The following is a 24,155-nucleotide window of genomic DNA, read 5'->3' as shown; positions in this document are numbered from 1 at the left end:
AACAAGCGGGATATCCGGGTCAGTACCGCCAACGGGCGCATGGTGCTGAGCGTGACCGACAACGATCTGGTGCGCGTAAATATGGGCGAACCCAATTTTGAACCGTCCCGGGTGCCGTTTCGCGCCAACAAAGCGGAAAAGACCTATATTATGCGCGCCGCGGAGCAGACAGTATTGTGCGGCGTCGTCTCGATGGGCAACCCGCACTGCGTCATCCAGGTGGATGACGTGGCAACCGCCGCGGTGGAAACATTAGGCCCGGTGCTGGAGAGCCACGAACGCTTTCCGGAGCGCGCCAATATCGGCTTTATGCAGGTGGTGAAGCAGGATCATATCCGCCTGCGGGTGTACGAGCGCGGCGCCGGGGAGACCCAGGCCTGCGGCAGCGGTGCCTGCGCGGCGGTGGCGATCGGCATCCAGCAGGGGCTGCTCGGCGAAGAGGTACGCGTGGAGTTACCGGGCGGTCGGCTGGATATCGCCTGGAAAGGTCCGGGCCAGCCGCTGTTTATGACCGGCCCGGCGGCACACGTCTACGACGGATTTATTCACTTATGAAACAGACAGGGGAAGAGCTGCAGGAGCAGAGCGCCGCGCTGGACGACCGCGCGGTGGTGGACTACCTGCTGCAACATCCTGAATTCTTCATCCGCAACGCCGCTGCCGTCGAGCAGATGCGCGTTCCGCATCCGGTGCGCGGCACCGTGTCGCTGGTTGAGTGGCACATGGCGCGGGCCAGAAACCACATCAATGTTCTCGAAGAGAACATCTCTCTGCTAATGGAGCAGGCGAGCGCCAACGAAGCGCTGTTCTACCGGCTGCTGCAGCTGCAGACCCGGCTGGCGGCGGCGGAAAGCCTTGACGATCTGCTCAACCGCTTCCACCGCTGGGCGCGGGATTTAGGCCTGGCGGGCGCCACGGTGCGGCTGTTTGCCGACCGCTGGCGCATTGGCGCACCGTCGAAATTCACTCAGCTCGCCCTCGCAAGGCAGGCGTTTGAGCCCATTCGCATTCAGCGCCTCGGCCAGAAGCGCCACTATCTCGGCTCCCTGAACGGCCCCGAGCTGCTGGTGGTGATGCCGGAGGCAAAAGCCATCGGCTCGGTGGCGATGTCGATGCTCGGCAGCGACGGCGATCTCGGGGTGGTGCTGTTCAGCAGCCGCGATGCACATCACTATCAGCCCGGCCAGGGGACGCACCTGCTGGAGGAGATCTCCCTGCTGCTCCCCGGTTTGCTGGAGCGCTGGATAGCGCGCGCATGACCCCCTCACCGCTGGCCGGCGACACCGAACGGTTTCTGCGCTATCTGAGCGTTGAGCGCCAGCTCAGCCCGATAACGCTGCTCAACTACCGGCGCCAGCTTGAGGCCATCATCACGCTTGCCGACGAGGCGAAAATTCAGCGCTGGCAGCAGTGCGATGCCGCCGTCGTGCGCGGCTTTGCCGTGCGCAGCCGCCGCAAAGGGCTCGGCCCGGCAAGCCTGGCGCTGCGCCTTTCGGCCCTGCGCAGCTTTTTCGACTGGCTGGTGGGCCAGGGCGAACTGCAGGCCAATCCGGCAAAGGCGGTCTCCGCGCCAAAAGCGCCGCGCCACCTGCCGAAAAATATCGATGTCGATGACGTTAACCGCCTGCTGGATATCGATCTTAACGATCCGCTGGCGGTGCGCGACCGGGCAATGCTCGAAGTGATGTACGGCGCCGGTCTGCGTCTGTCCGAGCTGGTGAACCTCGATATTAAGCATCTCGACCTGGAGTCCGGCGAAGTGTGGGTGATGGGCAAAGGCAGCAAAGAGCGCCGCCTGCCCGTGGGCCGCAGCGCCGTTGCGTGGCTGGAGCACTGGCTCGATCTGCGCGGCCTGTTCGGCGCCGAAGAGGACGCCCTGTTTCTGTCGAAGCTCGGCAAGCGCATTTCGGCGCGCAACGTGCAAAAGCGCTTCGCTGAATGGGGCATCAAGCAGGGCCTCAACAGCCACGTCCATCCCCACAAGCTGCGCCACTCGTTTGCCACCCACATGCTGGAGTCGAGCGGCGATCTGCGCGGCGTGCAGGAGCTGCTGGGCCACGCCAACCTCTCCACCACCCAAATCTATACCCATCTCGACTTTCAACATCTCGCCTCGGTGTACGACGCAGCGCATCCGCGGGCTAAACGGGGGAAATAATGCGTTTCTATCGTCCACTCGGCCACATCTCTGCACTGACCTTCGACCTTGACGACACCCTTTATGATAACCGGCCGGTGATCCGCCGCACCGAGCAGGAGTCGCTGGCCTTTATCCGCGGCTACCACCCGGCGCTGAGCGCCCTTGAGAGCAGCGATTTCCAGCAGCTTCGCCAGGCGCTGCGCCAGGCGGAGCCGGACATTTATCACGATGTCACCGAATGGCGCCGCCGGGCGCTGGAGCTGGGGATGCTCAACGCCGGTCTCTCCGCCGATGAGGCGCGGGCCGGGGCCGATGCGGCGATGGAGCACTTCGCCAAATGGCGCAGCGCCATCGACGTGCCGCAGGAGACCCACGACACGCTGGCCGCGCTTGCCAAAAAGTGGCCGCTGGTGGCGATCACCAACGGCAACGCGCAGCCGGCGCTGTGCGGCCTCGACGGCTACTTCAGCTTCGTGCTGCGCGCCGGCCCCGACGGCCGCGCCAAGCCGTTTCACGATATGTATCACCTTGCCGCAGAGCGCCTGAATCTGCCGCTGGGTGAGATCCTGCACGTCGGCGACGACCTGACCACCGATGTGGCGGGCGCCATCCGCTGTGGCGTACAGGCCTGCTGGATCAACCCCTATGGGGCCGACTTAATGCAGGCCGATGACGCCCGCCTGCTGCCGCATATCGAAATTTCGCGGTTGGCATCCCTCACTGCGCTGATATAATCACCAGCAGTATTGTATAAATTTCCAGTATGTTCGCCGGATAACGCCCGGCGGGCTGCTTACTACCCGGCGGTGCCCATGGACGTTTCTTACCTTCTCGACAGCCTTAATGACAAACAGCGCGAAGCCGTGGCGGCGGATCGTACCAATATGCTGGTGCTGGCCGGGGCGGGAAGCGGCAAGACGCGCGTGCTGGTACACCGCATCGCGTGGCTGATGACGGTGGAGAACTGCTCGCCGTACTCGATTATGGCGGTGACCTTCACCAACAAAGCGGCGGCGGAGATGCGCCACCGCATCGGTCAGCTGATGGGCACCACCCAGGGCGGGATGTGGGTCGGCACCTTCCACGGGCTGGCGCACCGCCTGCTGCGCGCCCACCACCTCGATGCTAACCTGCCGCAGGATTTTCAGATCCTCGACAGCGAAGATCAGATGCGGCTGCTCAAGCGCCTGATCAAAGCGATGAACCTCGACGAGAAGCAGTGGCCGCCGCGCCAGGCAATGTGGTACATCAACGGCCAGAAGGACGAAGGCATTCGCCCCCACCAGGTGCAGAGCTACGGCAACCCGGTGGAGCAGACCTGGCAGAATGTGTATCAGGCCTACCAGGAGGCCTGCGACCACGCGGGCCTGGTAGACTTTGCCGAGCTGCTGCTGCGCGCCCACGAACTGTGGCTCAACAAGCCGCACATCCTGCAGCACTACCGCGAGCGCTTTACCAACATTCTGGTGGACGAGTTCCAGGATACTAACAACATCCAGTACGCCTGGATCCGCCTGCTGGCGGGCGATACCGGTAAGGTAATGATTGTCGGCGACGACGACCAGTCCATTTACGGCTGGCGCGGCGCGCAGGTTGAAAACATTCAGCGCTTCCTCAAGGATTTCCCCGGCGCGCAGACTATTCGCCTGGAGCAGAACTACCGCTCGACCAGCAATATCCTCAGCGCCGCCAACGCCCTGATCGAAAACAACAGCGGCCGTCTGGGTAAAAAGCTGTGGACCGACGGCGCCGACGGGGAGCCTATCTCTCTCTACTGCGCCTTTAACGATCTTGATGAGGCCCGCTTCGTGGTTAACCGCATCAAGACCTGGCAGGACAACGGCGGGGCGCTGGAGCAGTGCGCCATTCTTTACCGCAGCAACGCCCAGTCCCGCGTGCTGGAAGAGGCGCTGCTGCAGGCCAGCATGCCCTACCGCATCTACGGCGGGATGCGCTTCTTCGAGCGCCAGGAAATTAAAGACGCGCTCTCCTACCTGCGGCTGATCGCCAACCGCAATGACGACGCTGCCTTTGAGCGCGTCGTCAATACGCCGACCCGCGGTATCGGCGACCGCACTCTCGACGTGGTGCGCCAGACCTCCCGCGACCGTCAGCTGACGCTGTGGCAGGCGTGCCGGGCGCTGCTGAAAGATAAAGTGCTGGCCGGCCGCGCCGCGGGCGCGCTGCAGCGCTTTATGGAGCTGATTGAGGCTCTGGCGCAGGAGACCGCCGAGATGCCGCTGCACGTCCAGACCGACCGGGTGATTAACGACTCCGGTCTGCGGGCGATGTACGAGCAGGAGAAGGGCGAGAAGGGCCAGACCCGCATTGAGAACTTAGAGGAGCTGGTCACGGCCACCCGCCAGTTCAGCTACAACGAAGAAGATGAAGACCTGATGCCGCTGCAGGCGTTCCTCTCCCACGCCGCGCTGGAGGCGGGCGAAGGCCAGGCGGATACCTGGCAGGATGCGGTGCAGCTGATGACCCTGCACTCGGCGAAGGGGCTGGAGTTTCCGCAGGTATTTATCGTCGGCGTCGAAGAGGGCATGTTCCCGAGCCAGATGTCGCTGGATGAAGGCGGCCGCCTGGAGGAGGAGCGCCGCCTGGCCTACGTCGGCGTCACCCGCGCGATGCAGAAGCTGACCCTGACCTACGCCGAGACTCGCCGCCTGTACGGTAAAGAGGTCTACCACCGTCCGTCGCGCTTTATCGGCGAGCTGCCGGAGGCCTGCGTCGAAGAGGTGCGCCTGCGCGCCACCGTCAGCCGCCCGGTAAACCATCAGCGGATGGGGACCCCGGTGGCGGAAAACGACACCGGCTACAAGCTCGGTCAGCGTGTGCGCCACCCGAAATTTGGCGAAGGCACTATCGTCAACCTGGAGGGCAGCGGCGAGCACAGCCGCCTGCAGGTGGCGTTTCAGGGGCAGGGCATCAAATGGCTGGTGGCCGCCTATGCGCGGCTCGAAATCGCATAACCGACAGAAAAATATAATATTTTTGCAATAACCTGCTAGTATTAAAGGCCAGAGGACAAGAAATATCCACTGGCGCTTCGCTGCGTGTTGACGCTGCATTTAGGCTGGCGTAACATGCGCGCACGATTACGCTAAGAGGACTGATACCTTGGACACACCCAGTAGATGCTGGCTCAACTTCCTGCAATCCAGGAACAACTCCTAAGGCTATCACCTTCCGCTGATGGCCTTAGAGGTTGTCAGCGACCCGTTCTATCCCCGTCGCTTCTGAGTCAGGCTTAATGGTCTGAAACACCATTTGTTTCTGTGTGCCCAACGTACTGTCCAATAAATTTTTGCATTGGGAGTCCCGGTCATGCTGAGCGCATTTCAACTGGAAAATAATCGTTTAACGCGTCTTGAGTCGGACGACATCGAGCATCTCGCCAGCTCCGTCTGGGTGGATCTCGTTGAGCCGGACGATGAGGAGCGTAGCCGCGTACAGACAGAGCTGGGTCAGAACCTGGCCACGCGGCCAGAGCTTGAAGATATCGAGGCGTCGGCCCGCTTCTTCGAAGACGAAGACGGCCTGCACATTCACTCCTTCTTCTTCTTCGAAGACGCCGAGGATCACGCCGGCAACTCTACCGTGGCGTTTACCATCCGCGAAGGTCGCCTGTTTACCCTGCGCGAGCGCGAACTGCCGGCATTTCGCCTCTACCGCATGCGCGCGCGTAACCAGGAGATGGTGGACGGCAATGCCTACGAGCTGCTGCTGGATCTGTTTGAAACCAAAATTGAGCAGCTGGCGGACGAGATCGAAAACATCTACAGCGCGCTGGAGCGCCTGAGCCGCGTCATCATGGAAGGTCAGCAGGGGGATGAATATGACGAAGGTCTGTCAAAGCTGGCGGAGCTTGAGGATATCGGCTGGAAGGTGCGCCTGTGTCTGATGGATACCCAGCGCGCGCTGAACTTCCTCGTGCGCAAGGCGCGCCTGCCGGTAGGCCAGCTGGAGCAGGCCCGCGAGATCCTGCGCGATATTGAATCCCTGCTGCCGCACAACGAATCGCTGTTTCAGAAAGTTAACTTCCTGATGCAGGCGGCGATGGGCTTTATCAACATCGAGCAGAACCGAATCATCAAGATCTTCTCGGTGGTGTCGGTGGTGTTCCTGCCGCCGACGCTGGTGGCCTCCAGCTACGGGATGAACTTCGAGTTTATGCCCGAACTGCACCTGAGCTTCGGCTATCCTGCGGCCATCGTAGTGATGATCCTCGCCGGGCTGGCGCCGTATCTCTACTTCAAGCGCAAGAACTGGCTGTAAACAAGGTTTGCCGCCATGCGCAGCGCCTGGCGGCAAAGCACGCTTCAGAACCTCGGCGTGCGGCGCACGGTGTAGACCGCATCGGCAACGAAAATCGCCAGCGCCAGCCAGATAAAGCCAAAGGTGACCATCTTATCCGGGCCGGGTACTTCGCCGTAGAACAGCACCGCCAGCAGGAACATCAGCGTCGGGCCAATGTACTGGAAAAAGCCCAGCGTTGACAGGCGCAGCTTAGTTGCCGCGCCGGTGAAGCACAGCAGCGGCACCGTGGTGACCACACCCGCGGCAATCAGCAGCAGGTTCAGCGACCAGGGATTATTGCCCAAGTGGCTGGTCGGGCTGTCGGCAATGCCGAACAGGTAGATGGCCGCTACCGGCAGCAGCCACAGGGTTTCGAACAGCATCCCGGTCTGGGCATCGACGGCGATTTTTTTACGCAGCAGGCCGTAAAAGGCGAAGCTGAAGGCCAGTCCGAGGCCGATAATCGGCAGCGATCCGAACGTCCAGAGCTGGACCAGTACCCCGCAGACGGCGAGAAAGACCGCCAGCCACTGCATGCGGCGAAAGCGCTCGCCGAGAAAAATCATCCCCAGCACGATATTCACCAGCGGGTTAATAAAGTAGCCGAGGCTTGCCTCCAGCATATGGTGGTTATTGACCGCCCAGATAAACAGCAGCCAGTTGCCGCCGACCAGTACCGCGGTGAGCGCCAGCAGCAGGATCTTTTTCGGCGTCTGGCACAGCCGCCGGATGCCGCTCCACTGGCGGCTGGCGGAGATCAGCACAATCATAAAGAAGAACGACCAGATGATGCGGTGGGTAATAATTTCGTCAGCCGGAACGTAATCGATAAATTTAAAATAGGCGGGCGCAATGCCCCAAATAAAATAAGCGGCGAGGGCGAGCAGCACGCCCTGCCGCGTCTGTTTTGCATCCATTACTTCAATCCATTGCCTGAAAGTAAGTCAATACTAGCCGATTTGCCTGCCTCAACCCACCATGTAGGTAGCGGTTGCGCTGGCGATATAGACCTGTTCTTCGTTGTGCAGCTCAACCCTGGCGACCGCCACTTTATTGCCCGCCCGCAGCAGGCTGCTGGAGCAGGTAAAGCGGTTGCCGCGCCCCGGACGCAGATAGTCCACCCGCAGGTCAATGGTGCCCATGCGCGACAGACGCTGGCGCAGTTCATCTTCGTTAATGGTGTCGTGGCGGGTCAGCGTGCTGCCGACGCAGACCAGCCCGGCGGCAACGTCCAGCGCAGAGGCGATCACCCCGCCGTGGAGAATGCTCTGTGCCCAGTTGCCGACCATCATTGGCTGGTTATTGAAACTGAGCTGGGCAAAGGCTTTTTCGTAGCGTTCAAGCTCCAGGCCCAGCGCGCGATTGAACGGCATATGGTAGACAAAAATCTCGCCGACCAGCTTCAGGGCTTCCTCAGCGGTTAACTCTTTAGACATCGCACACATCCGGGTGGTTAATAAAATGTTGATTTTATGCCGATGAAGTGTTCATTTCTACTTTTCAGAAAGGTTAACTGCGTAATTGTTATCCGATTATGTAAAATGCCAGCGAGAAAATTAATTATTTGAAACTTTTTTGTTCAGGAGAACACCATTGATGCGAACCGGTCCGGGTTGGTTACTGGCTGCCGCCGCGCTGCCTTTTTTTGCCTGCGCGCAGGAAGCGACAATAGACAAGGTGCATGATACCCCGGCCGTGCGCGGCAGCATCATCGCCAACATGCTGCAGGAGCATGATAACCCCTTTACGCTCTACCCTTATGAGAGCAACTATTTACTCTATACCTACACCAGCGATCTGAATAAAAAGGCCATTGAGAGCTACAACTGGTCTGATAATGCCAATAAGGATGAGGTCAAATTCCAGCTGAGTCTGGCCTTCCCGCTGTGGCGCGGCATTCTGGGCGACAACTCGCTGCTCGGGGCCTCCTATACGCAGCGATCCTGGTGGCAGCTGTCAAACACCGGCGAGTCGGCGCCGTTTCGCGAAACTAACTACGAGCCGCAGCTGTTCCTCGGCTTTGCCACCGACTACAGCGTCGGCGACTGGACCCTGCGCGACGCCGAGTTTGGCTACAACCACCAGTCCAACGGCCGCTCTGACCCGACCTCCCGCAGCTGGAACCGCCTCTATTCCCGCCTGATGGCGCAGAACGGCAACTGGCTGGTGGAGGTGAAGCCATGGTACGTCATCGGCGACACCAGTGATAACAAGAACATCACCAAGTATATGGGCTACTATCAGCTGAAAATTGGTTATCAGCTGGGTGAAGCGGTGCTCAGTGCTAAAGGCCAGTACAACTGGAACACCGGCTACGGCGGCGCGGAGCTTGGCGTGAGCTATCCGATCACCAAACACGTGCGCTTCTACACCCAGGTCTATAGCGGTTACGGCGAGTCGCTGATCGATTACGATTTCAACCAGACCCGCGTCGGCATGGGCGTGATGCTTAACGATCTGTTCTGACAGGTTTTCTGGAAGCGCGCTCGACAACCGGCAAATGAATTTGCCGAAAACATTGCACTCTTGCTCTCAGGCGCTGAAAATAGCGCCTGTTTTTATTTACAGCAGGGGTGAACGTGGCGCAGGCGGAAGTAATGAATCAGGTATCGCTGGCAAAGCAGGTGTTGCAGGAAACGTTCGGCTACCAGCAGTTCCGCCCCGGTCAGGAAACGATCATCGAGACCGTGCTGGAGGGCCGCGATTGCCTGGTGGTAATGCCCACCGGCGGCGGCAAGTCGCTGTGCTACCAGATCCCCGCGCTGGTGATGGACGGCCTGACGGTGGTCGTTTCACCGCTGATTTCGCTGATGAAGGACCAGGTCGACCAGCTGCTCGCCAACGGCGTGGCGGCGGCCTGCCTCAACTCGACCCAGAGCCGGGAGCAGCAGCAGGAGGTGATGGCGGGCTGCCGTACCGGCAAAGTGCGCCTGCTCTACATCGCGCCCGAGCGCCTGATGCTCGATAACTTCCTCGACAACCTCAGCCACTGGAATCCGGCGATGGTGGCGGTGGACGAGGCGCACTGTATCTCCCAGTGGGGCCACGATTTCCGCCCGGAATATGCCGCCCTCGGCCAGCTGCGCCAGCGCTTCCCCGCCGTGCCGTTTATGGCGCTGACCGCCACCGCCGATGACGCGACCCGCAGCGACATCGTGCGCCTGCTCGGCCTGCACGATCCGCTGATCCAGATAAGCAGCTTCGACCGGCCCAATATCCGCTACATGCTGATGGAAAAGTTCAAGCCGCTCGACCAGCTGATGCGCTACGTGCAGGACCAGCGCGGCAAATCCGGCATCATCTACTGCAACAGCCGCTCGAAGGTGGAGGACACCGCCGCCCGCCTGCAGAGCCGGGGCATCAGCGCCGGCGCCTATCACGCCGGGCTGGAGAACAGCGTCCGCGCCGAAGTGCAGGAAAAATTCCAGCGCGACGATCTGCAGATCGTGGTGGCCACGGTGGCCTTCGGCATGGGCATCAACAAGCCCAACGTGCGCTTCGTGGTGCACTTCGACATCCCGCGCAATATCGAATCCTACTATCAGGAGACCGGCCGCGCCGGGCGCGACGGCCTGCCCGCTGAGGCGATGCTGTTTTACGATCCGGCGGATATGGCGTGGCTGCGGCGCTGCCTGGAGGAGAAGCCGCCGGGCCAGCTGCAGGATATCGAGCGCCACAAGCTTAACGCGATGGGCGCCTTTGCCGAGGCGCAGACCTGCCGCCGCCTCGTGCTGCTGAACTATTTCGGCGAGGGGCGCCAGGCCCCCTGCGGCAACTGCGATATCTGCCTCGATCCGCCGCGGCAGTACGATGCACTGGAGGAGGCCCGCAAGGCGCTCTCCACCATCTACCGCGTTAACCAGCGCTTCGGCATGGGCTACGTGGTGGAGGTCCTGCGCGGCGCCAACAACCAGCGCATCCGCGAGATGGGCCACGACAAGCTGCCGGTATACGGTATTGGCCGCGATCGGAGCCACGAACACTGGGTTAGCGTGATTCGCCAACTGATCCACCTCGGCTTCGCCACCCAGAACATCGCCCGCCACTCCGCGCTGCAGCTTACCGAAGCCGCACGGCCGGTGCTGCGCGGCGAGGTGCCCCTGCAGCTGGCGGTGCCGCGCGTGCAGGCCCTCAAGCCCAGAGTCAGCCAGAAATCCTACGGCGGCAACTATGACCGCCGGCTGTTCGCCAAGCTGCGCAAGCTGCGTAAAGCCATTGCCGATGAAGAGAACATTCCGCCCTACGTGGTGTTCAATGACGCGACGCTGATTGAGATGGCCGAGCAGATCCCCACCAGCCCCGGCGAGATGCTCAGCGTCAACGGTGTAGGCGTGCGCAAGCTGGAGCGCTTCGGCCAGGAATTTCTGGCGCTGATCCGCGCCCACGCGGACGGCGACGACGAGGAGTAGTCAGCCCGGCAAAAAAGTGCCAGGATGATGGCTTACTGAACTCTTTTCCTGCGAGTCTCCTATGCTGATGCTGTTTCTCACCGTGGCCGCCGTGCACCTGATTGCGCTGGTCAGCCCCGGCCCGGATTTCTTCTTCGTATCGCAAACCGCCGTTAGCCGCTCGCGCAAAGAGGCGATGATGGGCGTGCTGGGGATCACCTGCGGGGTGATGGTCTGGGCGGGCGTTGCCCTGCTGGGCCTGCACCTGATCATCGAGAAAATGGCCTGGCTGCACAACATCATCATGGTCGGCGGCGGCCTGTACCTGTGCTGGATGGGCTATCAGATGCTGCGCGGGGCGCTGAAGAAGCGCGAAACCACGGCCGCGGCGCCGCAGGTGGAGCTGGCGCAGAGCGGCAAAAGCTTTCTCAAAGGCCTGCTGACCAATCTCGCCAATCCAAAGGCGATTATTTACTTCGGCTCAGTGTTCTCGCTGTTTGTCGGCGATAGCGTCGGCAGCGGCGCGCGCTGGGGCATCTTCCTGCTGATCGTCATCGAAACCCTCGCCTGGTTTACCGTCGTGGCGAGCCTGTTTGCGCTACCCGCGATGCGCAGCGGCTATCAGCGGGCGGCGAAGTGGATCGACGGCGTGGCCGGCACCCTGTTTGCCGGCTTCGGCATCCACCTGATTATCTCCCGCTGATCAGGCGTGGCGCGCCGATGCCAGCAGCGCGCCCACCAGCATAAACAGCGATCCAAACGTCTTGTTCAGAGCCTTCATCTGGCGCGGGCCTTTGATCCATCCGGCTATGCGCTGCGCCAGGGTGGCATAGCCGATCATTACGATGATATCCACCACGATGGTCGTCGTTCCGAGCACCGCGTACTGCATCACCTGCGGCTGATTCGGAATGATGAACTGCGGAAACAGCGCGGCGAGAAAGACGATGCTCTTCGGATTGGTGAGGTTCACAAATACCGCCCGCTTAAACAGGTGTCCGCGGTGCTGCACCTTCGCCGCCGTATTGAGATCGATTGCCCCGGCGGCGCGCCACTGCTGAATGCCCAGCCAGATAAGATAGGCGGCGCCGGCCCACTTCAGCACCTCAAACGCCAGCAGCGAGCGGGAGAACAGCGTGCCCAGCCCGACGCCCACCAGCACGATATGGATAGCCAGTCCGGTCTGCAGCCCGGCAATCGACGCCGCCGCCCCGCGATAGCCGTAGCTGATGGAGGTGGTCATGGTATTAATCGCGCCGGAGCCCGGCGAGAGGCTGAGAATAATGGACGTCAGCAGATAGGCGAACCACCACTCAAAGGTCATCAGAATCTCCCTGGTTGTCTGTTTTTATGCCACAATACGCTATTGTGCAGGCGAAGTGACTGTCCTGTTAAAAATGACGATTTTCAGCGGTTAACTGGGGTTTAAGCCCGATGTTTCGGCAGCAAATGGACTGGAAGACAAGAGAAAACGCGTTTGCCGCTTTTACCACCGGCCCGCTGAACGATTTCTGGCGCCGGCGCGAAGAGGGCGTTATGCCCGGCGTGGACGGCGTTTCGATCCGCTTTATCCGCTTTCGCGCGCCCGAACATGACCAGGTCATCGTGGTCTGCCCCGGGCGCATTGAGGCCTACGTTAAGTACGCCGAGCTGGCATTTGACCTGTTCTACAGCGGCTTTGATGTGCTGGTCATTGACCACCGCGGCCAGGGGCTCTCCGGGCGCATGCTCGAAGACAGCCACCGGGGGCACGTAGAAAAATTCAGCGACTATGTCGATGACCTCGACGCCTTCTGGCAGCAGGAGGTGGCAAGCGGCCCGTGGCGCAGACGCTATATTCTGGCCCATTCGATGGGCGGCGCTATCGCCACGCTCTTTTTGCAGCGCCACCCCGGCGCCTGCGACGCCATCGCCCTCTGCGCGCCGATGTTCGGCATTATCATTCGCCTGCCCGACTGGATGGTGCGCCAGCTGCTCGACTGGTCCGAGGGCCACCAGCGCATTCGCGAAAGCTACGCGATGGGCACCGGGCGCTGGCATCCGCTGCCGTTTGGCCTCAACGTGCTGACCCACAGCCGGGGCCGCTACCGGCGCAACCTCGGCTTCTATGCCGATAACCCCGATCTGCGCGTCGGCGGCCCGACCTGGCACTGGGTGCGCGAAAGTGTGCTGGCCGGGGAGCAGGTGCTGGCCGGCGCGGCGGAGGAGAAAACGCCGACCCTGCTGATTCAGGCGGAAGATGAGCGGGTGGTGGATAATCGCGCCCACGACCGCTATTGTGAGATACGCGCCGCGGCGGGGCACCCCTGCGAGGGCGGCCATCCGCTGGTCATTGAAGGCGCCTACCATGAGATCCTTTTTGAAAAGGACACCCTGCGCTCAGTCGCGCTACACGCCATCGTCGATTTTTTTCATCGGCATGATTAATCCGGCCCCGGGCCGCTTTTACTGAAAGGTTGAATTATGTACCAGGTTGTCGCGTCTGATTTAGACGGCACGCTCCTCAGTCCCGATCACAGTCTGTCCCCCTACGCCAAAGAGACCCTGAAGCTGCTGACGGAGCAGGGCGTTAACTTTGTGTTTGCCACCGGACGTCACCATATCGACGTCGGACAGATCCGCGACGGGCTGGGCATCAGGGCCTATATGATCACCTCCAACGGCGCGCGGGTGCACGATCTGGAGGGCAACCTGGTGTTTGCCCACAACCTCGATCGCGATATCGCCGCCGATCTGTTCGGCGTAGTGAATGACAATCCCGATATCGTGACCAACGTCTACCGCAACGACGACTGGTTTATGAACCGGCCCCGTCCGGAAGAGATGCGCTTTTTCAAAGAGGCGGTATTTAATTACGCTCTGTTTGAGCCGGGCCTGCTGGAGCCGGAAGGCATCAGCAAAGTGTTCTTCATCGCCCAGACCCACGACGTGCTGCTGCCGCTGGAGCAGGCGATCAACGCCCGCTGGGGCGATCGGGTGAACGTCAGCTTCTCGACGCTGACCTGTCTTGAAGTGATGGCCGGCGGGGTATCAAAAGGCCACGCCCTGGAGGCGGTGGCGAAGAAGATGGGCTATTCGCTTGCGGACTGTATTGCTTTTGGCGACGGCATGAACGACGCCGAGATGCTGTCAATGGCCGGCAAAGGCTGCATTATGCAGAGCGCCCACCAGCGCCTGAAGGACCTGCACCCCGAGCTGGAAGTGATAGGCTCCAACGCCGATGACGCCGTGCCGCACTACCTGCGCAGGCTTTATCTGCATCAGGCGTAGCGTTTCTCGCTCTCCTCAATGAAAGCCCTGCCCGGCAGGGCTTTACCGTATAACCATCCCTGCGCATATTTCACGCCGTGCGCCCGCAGCCAGTGATGCTGCGCCCGGGTCTCCACGCCCTCGGCCAGCGGTTCCAGCGACAGCGAGCGCGCCAGGGCGACGATCTGCGGTAGCAGGCTTCTGTCAGGTAAAGGCTCTACCAGCGCGCGGTCTATTTTCAGCACGTCAAAGGTGAGCGCCTGCAGGTAGCTGAAGTTGGCGTAGCCGCTGCCGAAATCATCAAGGTAGATCGGATGCCCGGCGGCGCGGTACTGGCCGACGATCGGCGCGATCGCCTGCGGATCGATAGCGCTGTTCTCGGTCATCTCCAGCGCTATCTGCTGCGGTTCCACGCCGTACTGCCGGCAGCGCAGGCTGAGATGCTCCAGCAGATCGGTATTGAGGAAATCTTCCGGCTCAAGATTGATCGACAGGCGCATCGCCGGATGCTGGTGCAGCCACTCGCCGAGATCGGCGAACGCCAGCGCCGTCACCCGGTGCGTAATGCGGCTCAGCAGCCCCGCGCGGCGGGCCTGGGGGAGAAAGCTGTCTGGCAGCAGCAGGCTACCGTCCGGCTGCGGCCAGCGGATCAGCGCTTCCGCTCCGGCGACCCGCCCGCTCTCAACCTCCACGATCGGTTGATACCACACCACCAACTGGTGCCGATCCAGCGCCGCGCTCAGCGCGTCTGCCGACGGTAGCGCGGCAGACGTATTACGTTCCATTACGATAAATCCCTGTCAAAGGTTGAGGTTAAAGAATTCTCGCGCGACGCCGGGCGGGCGCATAGCGCTGGCGGATCAATTCTTGCCAGGAAAGTGCTCATTCAGTTGCCTGGTATTTGTTCAGCTGTCAACCTTGCTCTTCGCTACAATGGCGGACTGCTAATTTTCGGGATACTTATTGTGCCGTTACTGATCGTCACTACCCTGCTGTGGGCCTTCTCGTTCAGCCTGTTTGGCGAGTACCTTGCCGGACACGTGGACAGCTATTTCGCCGTGCTGGCGCGCGTCGGCCTGGCGGCGCTGGTTTTTCTGCCGTTTTTACGCACCCGCGGCCACGATATCAAAACCGTTGGCCTCTATATGCTGGTGGGGGCGATGCAGCTCGGCGTGATGTACATGCTGAGCTTCCGCGCCTATCTCTATCTGACGGTCTCCGAACTGCTGCTGTTCACCGTGCTGACGCCGCTCTACATCACCCTGATTTACGATCTGATGAGCCGGCGGCGCCTGCGCTGGGGCTATGCCTTCAGCGCCCTGCTGGCGGTGATTGGCGCCGGGATCATTCGCTATGACCAGGTCACCGACCACTTCTGGACCGGTCTGCTGCTGGTTCAGCTCTCCAATATTAGCTTCGCCATCGGCATGGTGGGCTACAAGCGGCTGATGGAGACCCGGCCAATGCCCCAGCACAACGCCTTCGCCTGGTTCTATCTCGGGGCGCTGGTCGTGGCGTTTATCGGCTGGGCGGCGCTCGGCGACGCGCACAAAATGCCGGAAACGGCGCTGCAGTGGGGAATTCTGGTATTCCTTGGCGTGGTCGCCTCGGGGCTGGGATACTTTATGTGGAACTACGGCGCTACCCAGGTGGATGCCGGGACGCTGGGCATCATGAACAATATGCACGTCCCGGCCGGACTGCTGGTTAACTTCGCCATCTGGCACCGGCCGCCGCACTGGCCGAGCTTTATCATTGGTGCCCTGGTGATCCTGGCGTCCCTGTGGGTCCATCGACGCTGGGTCGCTCCGCGCTGCGCACAAACGGCAGATGATCGCAGGCGTGGTTCCGCGCTGAGCGAATAAACGCCTCAACGACCGGCTGACGCTGCTCGCCGTCGCGCACGGCGGCGTACAGCCGGCTCCACAGCCCCTCGCCGAGGGTTTTGGTGACGACCAGCCCCTGACGTTCAAAACTCTCCACCACCCAGTGCGGCAGGGCGGCGGTGCCCATGCGCGCCGCCACCATCTGGATCAGCAGCAGCGTGTTATCGACGTTTTTCAGCGACGGGCTGATGCCGGCGGGCTGCAGGAAGTGGCGCCAGATATCCAGCCGCTGGCGCTGTACCGGATAGATAAGCAGCGTCTCGCTGGCTAAATCCTCCGGCGTGATGCGCGCCTTGGCCGCCAGAGGATGGTCCGGGGCCAGCACCAGGCGCACCTCATAATCAAACATCGGCGAATAGTGCAGACTGCTGCGCGGCAGAATATCCGAGGTCAGCACGATATCCAGCTCTCCCTGCTGCAGCGCGGGCTGCGGATCGAAGGTCACGCCGGATTTAAAATCCATCTCCACCTGCGGCCAGTGGCCGCGAAAGTTCTCCAGCGCCGGGGTCAGCCACTGAATGCAGCTGTGGCATTCGATGGCGATGCGCAGGCTGGCCTGCTGCGGCTCATTGCAGGCCTGCAGCGCGCTGCTGATTTGCGGCAGCACCTGATTGGCGAGCTGCAGCAGGATCTCGCCCTGCGGCGTGAAGCGCAGCGGCTGGCTTTTGCGCACGAACAGCCGGAAGCCAAGGCGCTGTTCCAGATCGCTGAACTGGTGCGAGAGCGCGGACTGGGTCTGGTGCAGCACGGTCGCCGCCGCCGCCAGCGACCCGCTGTTCCGTAATGCCTGCAGCGTTTTCAGGTGTTTAATCTCGATCATGAAAGTCCTTCACTTCGGCATGAGTAATTTGCGCTTGAGGAAGATACAGTACTTGCGAATTATGGATGTGTAAACATCTGGACGGCTAAATTCGTCGTCTTTCGTGCCGCTGCCGCGTTGTCTGCGCTAGCCCACACCGGTCACTTACTTCAGTAAGCTCCCGGCGATGGACTACCTTGCCGCCTTGCCGCAACACGAAATCCAGAGAATTTCATTAAGGAGAGGCAACCATGACCATTATTACTCACACCCTCGGATTTCCCCGCGTTGGCCTGCGTCGCGAACTGAAGAAAGCGCAGGAGAGCTACTGGGCGGGCAACAGCAGCCGGGACGATCTGCTGGCCGTTGGCCGCGAACTGCGCGCCCGCCACTGGGCTCAGCAGAAGCAGGCGGGCGTTGACCTGCTGCCGGTGGGCGATTTTGCCTGGTACGATCATGTTCTGACCACCAGCCTGCTGCTCGGCAACGTGCCGGCGCGTCATCAGAATCAGGATGGATCGGTGGATATCGACACCCTGTTCCGCATTGGCCGGGGCCGGGCGCCGACCGGCGAGCCGGCGGCGGCGGCGGAAATGACCAAGTGGTTTAACACCAACTATCACTACATGGTGCCGGAGTTTACCCGCGGCCAGCAGTTCCGCCTGACCTGGACGCAGCTGCTGGAGGAGGTCGACGAGGCGCTGGCGCTGGGCCACCGGGTGAAGCCGGTGCTGCTGGGGCCGGTCACCTATCTGTGGCTCGGTAAGGTGAAGGGCGAGGCGTTTGACCGCCTCAACCTGCTGAACGATATTCTGCCGGTGTATCAGCAGGTGCTGGGCGAGCTGGCGCAGCGCGGCATTGAGTGGGTGCAGATTGACGAGCCGGCGCTGGTGCTGGAGCTGCCGCAGGCGTGGCTTGACGCCTTCAAGCCGGCGTACGACGCCCTGCAGGGCCATGTTAAGCTGCTGCTGACCACCTACTTTGAGGGCATCAGCGCAAACCTGGACACCATCACCGCCCTGCCGGTGCAGGGTCTGCACGTCGATCTGGTGCACGGCAAAGACAGCGTGGCCGAACTGCACCGGCGCCTGCCCGAAGGCTGGCTGCTCTCCGCCGGGCTGATTAACGGCCGCAACGTCTGGCGCGCCGATCTGAGCGACAAGTACGCCCAGGTGCAGGCGCTTGTCGGCCAACGCGAACTTTGGGTGGCCTCATCCTGCTCCCTGCTGCACAGCCCTATCGATCTGAGCGTCGAGACCCGGCTGGATGAAGAAGTTAAAAGCTGGTTCGCCTTCGCCCTGCAGAAGTGCCGCGAGCTGGCGCTGCTGCGCGATGCCCTGAACGGCGGCGGCACCGCCGCCATTGATGAATGGAGCGCACCGATCCGCGCCCGCCGCCACTCAACGCGGGTACACAACGCGGCGGTTGAACAGCGGCTGGCGGCAATTACCGCCCGCGACAGCCAGCGGGCCAGCGATTATCAGACCCGCGCCGTGGCCCAGCGCGCGCGCTTTAATCTGCCGGCGTGGCCGACCACGACCATCGGCTCGTTCCCGCAGACCACCGAAATTCGCGGCCTGCGCCTCGAATTCAAAAAAGGGCTGCGGGACGGCGGCAGTTACCGCACCGGCATTGCGGAGCATATTAAGCAGGCTATCGCCGAGCAGGAGCGCCTCGGCCTCGACGTGCTGGTGCACGGCGAAGCGGAGCGCAACGACATGGTGGAGTACTTCGGCGAGCACCTCGACGGCTTCGTCTTTACCCAGAACGGCTGGGTACAGAGCTACGGCTCGCGCTGCGTGAAGCCGCCGGTGGTGATTGGCGACATCAGCCGTCCGCAGGCGATCACCGTTGAGTGGGCGAAATACGCCCAGTCGCTCACCGATAAGCCGGTGAAAGGCATGCTGACCGGGCCGGTGACCATCCTCTGCTGGTCGTTCCCGCGCGAAGATGTCTCACGGGAAACCATCGCGAAGCAGATAGCGCTGGCGCTGCGCGATGAAGTGGCGGATCTGGAAGCCGCCGGTATCGGCATCATCCAGATTGACGAACCGGCCCTGCGCGAAGGGCTGCCGCTCAAGCGCAGCGACTGGGACGCGTACCTGGCGTGGGGCGTGGAGGCGTTTCGCATCAATGCCGCCGTGGCGAAGGATGAGACGCAGATCCACACCCACATGTGCTACTGCGAGTTTAACGACATCATGGACGCGATCGCCGCGCTGGACGCCGACGTGATCACCATCGAAACCTCGCGTTCCGACATGGAGCTGCTGGAGTCCTTCGAGGAGTTCGACTATCCCAACGAAATTGGGCCCGGCGTGTACGATATCCACTCGCCGAACGTGCCGAGCGTAGCGTGGATTGAAGATCTGCTGAAGAAGGCGGCCCGACGTATTCCGGCCGAGAGGCTGTGGGTCAACCCGGACTGCGGCCTGAAGACCCGCGGCTGGCCGGAGACCCGCGCGGCGCTGGCCAATATGGTGAAGGCGGCGCAGAACCTGCGCGAGGCGTAACGCTCTGCCCGGTGGGGGATACTGCCTGCTGACTCACATATTCAGCCTGTCCTTGCGAAGCGTCGGGGAATACGTGCTAGTCTGCGGGCGTTAAAACTGGATTGTTATCGTCGGCGGTACGCCGATGAGCAAAACCTGAGTGGGCCAGCCGCATAAACGCGGCGGGCGCGCTCGGGTTTTTTTGTTTTTATTCCCCATCAATCTGCAAGGAGCACGCTGATGAAGAAAACGCGATTTATCGCCAACGCCATAACGCTCGCCCTGGCTATCCCCTTTACCGCCCTGGCCGCCGACCAGCCGACGCTCGGCGCACGCGGTAGCGATATCATTAAGCAGGGCAGCCTCACGTTTAAAGATCTCAACAAGGACGGTGCCCTGACACCGTATGAAGACTGGCGCCTGACGCCGAGGCAGCGGGCAGAAGATCTGGTATCGCGGATGACTATCGCGGAGAAGGCCGGAGTGATGATGCACGGTTCGGCGCCCGCGCCCGGCAGCGTTATCGGCCGGGGAGAGGTCTACGATCTGCCCGCCGTCAGGGCAATGATTGTTGACGATAAAGTGAATACCTTTATTACTCGCCTGACCACCTCGCCCGCCTCGCTGGCGGAGCAAAATAACCAGCTGCAGGCGATCGCAGAAAAAACCCGGCTGGGCATCCCGGTGACGATCAGCCTCGATCCCCGCAATACCTACGAGTACGGGGCGAACGCCGATAGCGACGGTTTTTCAAAATGGCCGGAAGCGCTGGGTATCGCCGCTATCGGCGATGAGGCCCGCACCGTACGCTATGCGGATATTATCCGCCAGGAGTACCGGGTGCTCGGTATCACCCAGGCGCTGTCGCCGATGGCGGATATTGCCTCCGAACCGCGCTGGTCGCGGGTTACCGGCACCTTTGGCGACGATCCCGAACTGATTAAGCGCATGGTGCGCGGCTATATTACCGGCATGCAGAACGGGAGAGCCGGGCTCAATGCCGACAGCGTGAGCGCGGTGGTTAAGCACTGGGTTGGCTACGGCGCCGCTGAAAAGGGCTACGACAGCCACAACAGCTACGGTAAATATGCCGATTTCACCGACCGCGGCCTCGACGACCACATACTGCCCTTTACCGGCGCCTTTGAGGCGAACGTCGCGGGGGTGATGCCCACCTACTCGATCCTTAAGGATCTCAAGCATAACGGCGTTGAGGTAGAACAGGTCGGCGGCGGCTTCAACAGCTTCCTGCTGCAGGATCTGCTGCGGGAAAAATATCATTACAGGGGGGTGATCATCAGCGACTGGCTGATCACCGACGACTGTAACGAGAAGTGCATTAATGGTCATCCTGCGGGCGAAGAGCCGGATCCCAGCAGCTTAGGAATGCCGTGGGGCGTTGAGAAGCTCAGCAAAGTCGAGCGCTTTGCTAAAGCGCTCGATGCCGGTATTGACCAGTTCGGCGGCGTGGCGGACAGCGCGCTGGTGGTGCAGGCGGTGACGGAAGGGCGCATTAAAGAAGCGCGGCTGGATGAATCCGCGGTGCGCATCCTCGAACAGAAGTTTGCCCTCAGCCTGTTTGAGAACCCGTACGTCGATCCGGCGGCGGCGGCAAAAACGCTGCCCAACGCCGGCTGGCAGGCGGAGGCGGACAGGGCCCAGCGCGACGCGCTGGTGCTGCTGGAGAAAAAGGCGCCGCTGCTGCCGCTGAAGAAGGGGCAGAAGGTCTGGCTGCACAACATCAGCCCGGCGGCGGCTCAGGAGGCGGGCTTCATCGTGGTGGACAAACCGGAAGCGGCGGACGTGGCGCTGGTGCGGGCGGTTGCGCCCTACGAGCAGCCGCATAAGAACTACTTCTTCGGCGCCCAGTATCACGAAGGCTCGCTGGCGTTCAGCGACGATAATCCCGATCTGCAGGCGGTACGCGCTGCCGGAAAGACGCCGGTTATCGCCACCGTCTGGCTCGACCGGCCTGCGGTACTGACGCCGATTGCCGGGAAAGCCTCGGTGCTGATCGGCAACTTTGGCGTCAGCGATGCGGTGCTGTTCGGCGCGCTTACCGACGGAAAGCCCTTTACGGCGAAGCTGCCGTTTGAACTGCCGTCATCGATGGCGAGCGTACTTAAGCAGCACCCGGCCTCGCCGCAGGATAGCGAGAAGCCGCTGTATCCGACGGGATACGGTCTACAGTAAGCAGAAGGCCCGGCGAACGGGCGTTCGCCGGGCCGGAGAGCATTACGACGTCTTCTTACCGCCGTACTGTGCAAACCACGCCAGCATGCGCTGCCAGCCGTCTTTGGCTGACTCCTCGTGGTAGCTCGGGCGGTAGTCGGCGTTAAACGCGTGTCCGGCTTCCGGATAGACAATGATTTCGGCGCTGGCGTTGGCCGCCCTGAGCGCCTGGCGCATAGTCTCGACGCTCTCCAGCGGGATGCCGGTATCCTGGGCGCCGTACAGCCCGAGCACCGGGGCGTTGAGATCGACGGCGACATCCACCGGATGCTTCGGCGTATTCAGCGTTTTGTCGCCGACCAGTTTGCCGTACCAGGCGACCGCGGCCTTGAGCTGCGGATTATGGGCAGCGTACAGCCACGCAATGCGTCCGCCCCAGCAAAAGCCGGTCACCATCAGGCGATGGGCGTCGCCGCCGTTGCGCGATGCCCAGCTGGCGACGTGGTCAAGATCGGCAAGTACCTGCGAGTCGGGCACTTTACTTACCAGTCCGCTCAGCAGGGTGGGGATATCGGCATAGTCATTGGGATCGCCCTGGCGGAAGTAGAGCTCCGGCGCAATCGCCAGATAACCTTCGTTCGCCAGCCGGCGGCAGACGTCGCGAATGTGCTCATGGACGCCGAAAATTTCCTGGATAACGATGACCACGGGCAGCGGCCCGTCGGCGTTTTTCGGCCTTGCGTGCCAGGCAGGCATGCTCTCTCCCCGGGTAGGGACAGAGGTTTCGCCGGTCAGAAGCTCCCCGGCGGGGGTCTGTACAGGCGTGGTGGCGTGGGGTGCAGCTGCAGGTGCAAATCCGGTTTTTTCAGTCATGGTATTCTCCGTACCGGTGATTTAGCGCAAAGATAACTATAGACCGCAGATCAAACACCCACAGTGGCAGAAAAGGGCTATTTTAACTACGGCGGGGGGTGCTATCGGTTATTAGTGTGATTTACATCACTTTAACAATGGAAATCAATGCAATAATTTTTTATCACAGTGATGGCTGTCACTAAAATTGGCCATTCGCTCCGGTAAAGTGCCACTTTGCTTCTGCTGACAACTGGACCCAGAGAGGAGTTTTTATGTCTACGTCTGATGTTTTTCATCTCGGCCTCACCAAAGCTGATTTACAGGGGGCCACGCTCGCTATCGTCCCGGGCGATCCGCAGCGTGTGGAAAAGATCGCCGCGCTGATGGATAAGCCGGTTAAGCTGGCATCGCATCGTGAATTCACCTCCTGGCGCGCAGAGCTGGACGGCAAAGCGGTTATCATCTGCTCCACCGGCATTGGCGGCCCGTCGACCTCCATCGCCGTCGAAGAGCTGGCGCAGCTCGGCATTCGTACCTTCCTGCGCGTGGGCACCACCGGCGCTATCCAGCCGCATATCAACGTGGGAGACGTGCTGGTAACCACCGCCTCCGTGCGCCTCGACGGCGCCAGCCTGCACTTTGCGCCGATGGAGTTCCCGGCGGTCGCGGACTTTACCTGCACCACCGCGCTGGTCGAGGCGGCAAAATCCGTCGGCGCCACCACCCACATCGGCGTGACCGCCTCCTCCGACACCTTCTATCCGGGCCAGGAGCGCTATGACACCTTCTCCGGCCGGGTAGTGCGCAGCTTCAAAGGCTCCATGGCAGAGTGGCAGGCAATGGGCGTCATGAACTACGAAATGGAGTCGGCTACGCTGCTGACCATGTGCGCCAGTCAGGGGCTGCGCGCGGGGATGGTGGCAGGCGTCATCGTCAACCGCACCCAGCAGGAGATCCCGAACGCGGAAACCATGAAGCAGACCGAAAGCCATGCGGTCAACATCGTCGTCGAGGCGGCGCGGCGTCTGCTGTAGTTTTTTCGTATCTCTTCGCAAAATTTTCATAAACCCTGCTTCGCGCAGGGTTTTTTGTAGGTCAACCCTTTCCGGACGGGTAGAACTTATTAACCTGGTTGTGACATAAACCTTTTAGGTTAATAGTGAGGGAGAAAAAAACACCTCATACCCGACTGCATATCGTTAAGCTGATGGTGTCTCAGGGTAAATTGAGGGTAACTGCAAACGCTTTCGACGGTGCCGCCTTACTCGGGTTTAGCTTTCCCTTAGCCGTCAGTATTGCCAGTCTTATCAACTCCCTGAAACCTTATGACTTTTATAAAAGCAGGACTGCTTATCACGATCGCACAATCTGGCATGATGTTTATCGCGTTGGCCGGCATCAGCGACAAATCTATTTGAAGCTGATTGTGCAGGGGGATGTACTCATTGTGTCCCTGAAGGAGCGATAACCATGAAATGCCCTTTTTGCGGCAGCAGCGTTCTGAAGACGGAAACCAGAGATGTTATCCGCGCGTACAAAGATCAGAACACCACAATTTATGCGTTAACAGGCGATTTCTGCGACGCCTGCGGTGAAATTTTGCTCGACGGCGAGGAGGGAGACAGATATGCCCGCCATATGCACGACTTTCGGAAAAGCGTAAATGCCAGCGAAGTCGATCCGGCATTTATTGCGGCAGTACGTCGACGCTTAAATCTCGACCAGCGTCAGGCGGCGGAGTTCTTCGGTGGGGGCGTAAACGCATTTAGCCGCTATGAAACAGGTAAGGTCGCGCCGCCGCGGCCGCTGGTACTACTGTTTAAAGACTTTGATAAACATCCCGAACTTTTTGATGAGCTCAGGCAGGCGTGA

Annotated in this window: 24 protein-coding genes; 18 read left to right on the top strand and 6 right to left on the bottom strand. The window is 61.1% G+C overall.

The features are described from left to right. The 7 genes from dapF to corA form a co-directional block, all read left to right on the top strand. Positions 1-555 (top strand): diaminopimelate epimerase (gene dapF / locus ENGE1_RS21200; protein WP_064360682.1); only part of this gene is annotated, 555 nt, incomplete at its 5' end. Then, positions 552-1,259, top strand: coding sequence for a DUF484 domain-containing protein (locus ENGE1_RS21195; RefSeq protein WP_043081581.1), 708 nt, complete (start codon positions 552-554; stop codon positions 1,257-1,259). The genes dapF and ENGE1_RS21195, both read left to right, overlap by 4 nt. Next, a complete protein-coding gene (gene xerC / locus ENGE1_RS21190) occupies positions 1,256-2,158 on the top strand; it encodes a tyrosine recombinase XerC (protein WP_043081582.1) in 903 nt (300 codons plus the stop codon). Before ENGE1_RS21195 ends, xerC begins: the two co-directional genes overlap by 4 nt. Then, entirely contained in the window at positions 2,158-2,874 is a 717-nt protein-coding gene (yigB, locus tag ENGE1_RS21185; protein ID WP_048254828.1) for a 5-amino-6-(5-phospho-D-ribitylamino)uracil phosphatase YigB, read from the top strand. Before xerC ends, yigB begins: the two co-directional genes overlap by 1 nt. A 78-nt stretch (positions 2,875-2,952) precedes the next feature. Then, the gene (gene uvrD / locus ENGE1_RS21180) at positions 2,953-5,115 is read left to right on the top strand and encodes a DNA helicase II (protein ID WP_064360681.1); all 2,163 of its coding nucleotides are present in this window, start codon (positions 2,953-2,955) and stop codon (positions 5,113-5,115) included. A 148-nt stretch (positions 5,116-5,263) separates the two neighbouring features. Next, positions 5,264-5,320 (top strand): YsgD/CorL family protein, encoded by a 57-nt coding sequence (ysgD, locus tag ENGE1_RS29515; RefSeq protein ID WP_366509402.1) that lies wholly within the window; start codon positions 5,264-5,266, stop codon positions 5,318-5,320. A 150-nt stretch (positions 5,321-5,470) separates the two neighbouring features. Then, positions 5,471-6,421: a magnesium/cobalt transporter CorA gene (gene corA, locus ENGE1_RS21175; RefSeq protein ID WP_043081585.1), complete on the top strand. Its 951-nt coding sequence runs from the start codon at positions 5,471-5,473 to the stop codon at positions 6,419-6,421. Positions 6,422-6,465: 44 nt separating this feature from the next. Here the strand turns inward: corA and rarD are convergent, their stop codons facing one another. Then, on the bottom strand, positions 6,466-7,359 hold the full coding sequence (gene rarD / locus ENGE1_RS21170) for an EamA family transporter RarD (protein ID WP_043081586.1): 894 nt from the start codon (positions 7,357-7,359) through the stop codon (positions 6,466-6,468). Positions 7,360-7,410: 51 nt separating this feature from the next. Further along, on the bottom strand, positions 7,411-7,878 hold the full coding sequence (gene yigI / locus ENGE1_RS21165; RefSeq protein WP_043081587.1) for an acyl-CoA thioesterase YigI: 468 nt from the start codon (positions 7,876-7,878) through the stop codon (positions 7,411-7,413). Positions 7,879-8,038: 160 nt separating this feature from the next. Between yigI and pldA the strand changes: the two genes are divergently transcribed. The 3 genes from pldA (at position 8,039) to rhtC (ending at position 11,533) form a co-directional block, all read left to right on the top strand. Beyond that, on the top strand, positions 8,039-8,908 hold the full coding sequence (gene pldA / locus ENGE1_RS21160) for a phospholipase A (RefSeq protein ID WP_043081588.1): 870 nt from the start codon (positions 8,039-8,041) through the stop codon (positions 8,906-8,908). A gap of 107 nt (positions 8,909-9,015) precedes the next feature. Next, on the top strand, positions 9,016-10,851 hold the full coding sequence (gene recQ, locus ENGE1_RS21155) for an ATP-dependent DNA helicase RecQ (protein WP_170844024.1): 1,836 nt from the start codon (positions 9,016-9,018) through the stop codon (positions 10,849-10,851). A gap of 61 nt (positions 10,852-10,912) precedes the next feature. Further along, positions 10,913-11,533 carry a threonine export protein RhtC gene (rhtC, locus tag ENGE1_RS21150; RefSeq protein WP_043081589.1) on the top strand — a complete coding sequence of 207 codons (621 nt, stop codon included), beginning with the start codon at positions 10,913-10,915 and terminating at the stop codon, positions 11,531-11,533. Here the strand turns inward: rhtC and rhtB are convergent, their stop codons facing one another. Then, positions 11,534-12,154: a homoserine/homoserine lactone efflux protein gene (rhtB, locus tag ENGE1_RS21145; protein ID WP_043081590.1), complete on the bottom strand. Its 621-nt coding sequence runs from the start codon at positions 12,152-12,154 to the stop codon at positions 11,534-11,536. 110 nt (positions 12,155-12,264) lie between these two features. Between rhtB and pldB the strand changes: the two genes are divergently transcribed. Together pldB and yigL are read left to right on the top strand one after the other, a co-directional pair. Beyond that, a complete protein-coding gene (gene pldB, locus ENGE1_RS21140) occupies positions 12,265-13,257 on the top strand; it encodes a lysophospholipase L2 (RefSeq protein WP_045289374.1) in 993 nt (330 codons plus the stop codon). A 36-nt stretch (positions 13,258-13,293) separates the two neighbouring features. Beyond that, complete coding sequence (yigL, locus tag ENGE1_RS21135; RefSeq protein WP_048254833.1) at positions 13,294-14,100, top strand: sugar/pyridoxal phosphate phosphatase YigL; 807 nt, start codon at positions 13,294-13,296, stop codon at positions 14,098-14,100. Here yigL and ENGE1_RS21130 read toward each other — a convergent pair. Next, on the bottom strand, positions 14,091-14,864 hold the full coding sequence (locus ENGE1_RS21130) for an EAL domain-containing protein (protein WP_053075607.1): 774 nt from the start codon (positions 14,862-14,864) through the stop codon (positions 14,091-14,093). The two genes, yigL and ENGE1_RS21130, sit on opposite strands and share 10 nt — an antisense overlap. Positions 14,865-15,044: 180 nt before the next feature. Between ENGE1_RS21130 and ENGE1_RS21125 the strand changes: the two genes are divergently transcribed. Next, a complete protein-coding gene (locus tag ENGE1_RS21125; RefSeq protein ID WP_045289372.1) occupies positions 15,045-15,944 on the top strand; it encodes a carboxylate/amino acid/amine transporter in 900 nt (299 codons plus the stop codon). Here ENGE1_RS21125 and metR read toward each other — a convergent pair. Next, positions 15,832-16,785 (bottom strand): HTH-type transcriptional regulator MetR, encoded by a 954-nt coding sequence (gene metR / locus ENGE1_RS27230; RefSeq protein WP_048254834.1) that lies wholly within the window; start codon positions 16,783-16,785, stop codon positions 15,832-15,834. The two genes, ENGE1_RS21125 and metR, sit on opposite strands and share 113 nt — an antisense overlap. A 230-nt stretch (positions 16,786-17,015) precedes the next feature. Here metR and metE point away from each other — a divergent pair, with 230 nt between their 5' ends. Both metE and ENGE1_RS21105 read left to right on the top strand, forming a co-directional pair. Then, a complete protein-coding gene (metE, locus tag ENGE1_RS21110) occupies positions 17,016-19,277 on the top strand; it encodes a 5-methyltetrahydropteroyltriglutamate--homocysteine S-methyltransferase (RefSeq protein ID WP_048254836.1) in 2,262 nt (753 codons plus the stop codon). 219 nt (positions 19,278-19,496) lie between these two features. Next, a complete protein-coding gene (locus ENGE1_RS21105) occupies positions 19,497-21,449 on the top strand; it encodes a glycoside hydrolase family 3 protein (protein WP_053075608.1) in 1,953 nt (650 codons plus the stop codon). Positions 21,450-21,491: 42 nt separating this feature from the next. On the opposite strand, the gene ENGE1_RS21100 is transcribed toward ENGE1_RS21105, so the two are convergent. Then, positions 21,492-22,301: a dienelactone hydrolase family protein gene (locus tag ENGE1_RS21100; RefSeq protein WP_048254837.1), complete on the bottom strand. Its 810-nt coding sequence runs from the start codon at positions 22,299-22,301 to the stop codon at positions 21,492-21,494. 254 nt (positions 22,302-22,555) lie between these two features. Between ENGE1_RS21100 and udp the strand changes: the two genes are divergently transcribed. The 3 genes from udp (at position 22,556) to ENGE1_RS21085 (ending at position 24,155) form a co-directional block, all read left to right on the top strand. Further along, positions 22,556-23,317, top strand: a complete 762-nt coding sequence (udp, locus tag ENGE1_RS21095) for a uridine phosphorylase (protein WP_043081598.1) — start codon at positions 22,556-22,558, stop codon at positions 23,315-23,317. A gap of 125 nt (positions 23,318-23,442) precedes the next feature. After that, entirely contained in the window at positions 23,443-23,751 is a 309-nt protein-coding gene (locus ENGE1_RS21090) for a type II toxin-antitoxin system MqsR family toxin (protein ID WP_043081599.1), read from the top strand. A gap of 2 nt (positions 23,752-23,753) precedes the next feature. After that, positions 23,754-24,155, top strand: coding sequence for a type II TA system antitoxin MqsA family protein (locus ENGE1_RS21085; RefSeq protein WP_048254841.1), 402 nt, complete (start codon positions 23,754-23,756; stop codon positions 24,153-24,155).

This window comes from Pluralibacter gergoviae ATCC 33028 = NBRC 105706 (genome assembly GCF_001598855.1).
GTDB lineage: Bacteria > Pseudomonadota > Gammaproteobacteria > Enterobacterales > Enterobacteriaceae > Pluralibacter > Pluralibacter gergoviae.
This window is presented reverse-complemented; position numbering and strand designations above follow the sequence as displayed.

What these genes read in the sequence shown, in the direction of transcription:
- ENGE1_RS21195 (WP_043081581.1), top strand. Translation starts at nt 552, where the DNA reads ATGAAACAGACAGGGGAAGAGCTGCAGGAGCAGAGCGCCGCGCTGGAC.
- xerC (WP_043081582.1), top strand. Translation starts at nt 1,256, where the DNA reads ATGACCCCCTCACCGCTGGCCGGCGACACCGAACGGTTTCTGCGCTAT.
- yigB (WP_048254828.1), top strand. Translation starts at nt 2,158, where the DNA reads ATGCGTTTCTATCGTCCACTCGGCCACATCTCTGCACTGACCTTCGAC.
- uvrD (WP_064360681.1), top strand. Translation starts at nt 2,953, where the DNA reads ATGGACGTTTCTTACCTTCTCGACAGCCTTAATGACAAACAGCGCGAA.
- corA (WP_043081585.1), top strand. Translation starts at nt 5,471, where the DNA reads ATGCTGAGCGCATTTCAACTGGAAAATAATCGTTTAACGCGTCTTGAG.
- rarD (WP_043081586.1), bottom strand. Translation starts at nt 7,359, where the DNA reads ATGGATGCAAAACAGACGCGGCAGGGCGTGCTGCTCGCCCTCGCCGCT.
- yigI (WP_043081587.1), bottom strand. Translation starts at nt 7,878, where the DNA reads ATGTCTAAAGAGTTAACCGCTGAGGAAGCCCTGAAGCTGGTCGGCGAG.
- pldA (WP_043081588.1), top strand. Translation starts at nt 8,039, where the DNA reads ATGCGAACCGGTCCGGGTTGGTTACTGGCTGCCGCCGCGCTGCCTTTT.
- rhtC (WP_043081589.1), top strand. Translation starts at nt 10,913, where the DNA reads ATGCTGATGCTGTTTCTCACCGTGGCCGCCGTGCACCTGATTGCGCTG.
- rhtB (WP_043081590.1), bottom strand. Translation starts at nt 12,154, where the DNA reads ATGACCTTTGAGTGGTGGTTCGCCTATCTGCTGACGTCCATTATTCTC.
- pldB (WP_045289374.1), top strand. Translation starts at nt 12,265, where the DNA reads ATGTTTCGGCAGCAAATGGACTGGAAGACAAGAGAAAACGCGTTTGCC.
- yigL (WP_048254833.1), top strand. Translation starts at nt 13,294, where the DNA reads ATGTACCAGGTTGTCGCGTCTGATTTAGACGGCACGCTCCTCAGTCCC.
- ENGE1_RS21130 (WP_053075607.1), bottom strand. Translation starts at nt 14,864, where the DNA reads ATGGAACGTAATACGTCTGCCGCGCTACCGTCGGCAGACGCGCTGAGC.
- metR (WP_048254834.1), bottom strand. Translation starts at nt 16,785, where the DNA reads ATGATCGAGATTAAACACCTGAAAACGCTGCAGGCATTACGGAACAGC.
- metE (WP_048254836.1), top strand. Translation starts at nt 17,016, where the DNA reads ATGACCATTATTACTCACACCCTCGGATTTCCCCGCGTTGGCCTGCGT.
- ENGE1_RS21105 (WP_053075608.1), top strand. Translation starts at nt 19,497, where the DNA reads ATGAAGAAAACGCGATTTATCGCCAACGCCATAACGCTCGCCCTGGCT.
- ENGE1_RS21100 (WP_048254837.1), bottom strand. Translation starts at nt 22,301, where the DNA reads ATGACTGAAAAAACCGGATTTGCACCTGCAGCTGCACCCCACGCCACC.
- udp (WP_043081598.1), top strand. Translation starts at nt 22,556, where the DNA reads ATGTCTACGTCTGATGTTTTTCATCTCGGCCTCACCAAAGCTGATTTA.
- ENGE1_RS21085 (WP_048254841.1), top strand. Translation starts at nt 23,754, where the DNA reads ATGAAATGCCCTTTTTGCGGCAGCAGCGTTCTGAAGACGGAAACCAGA.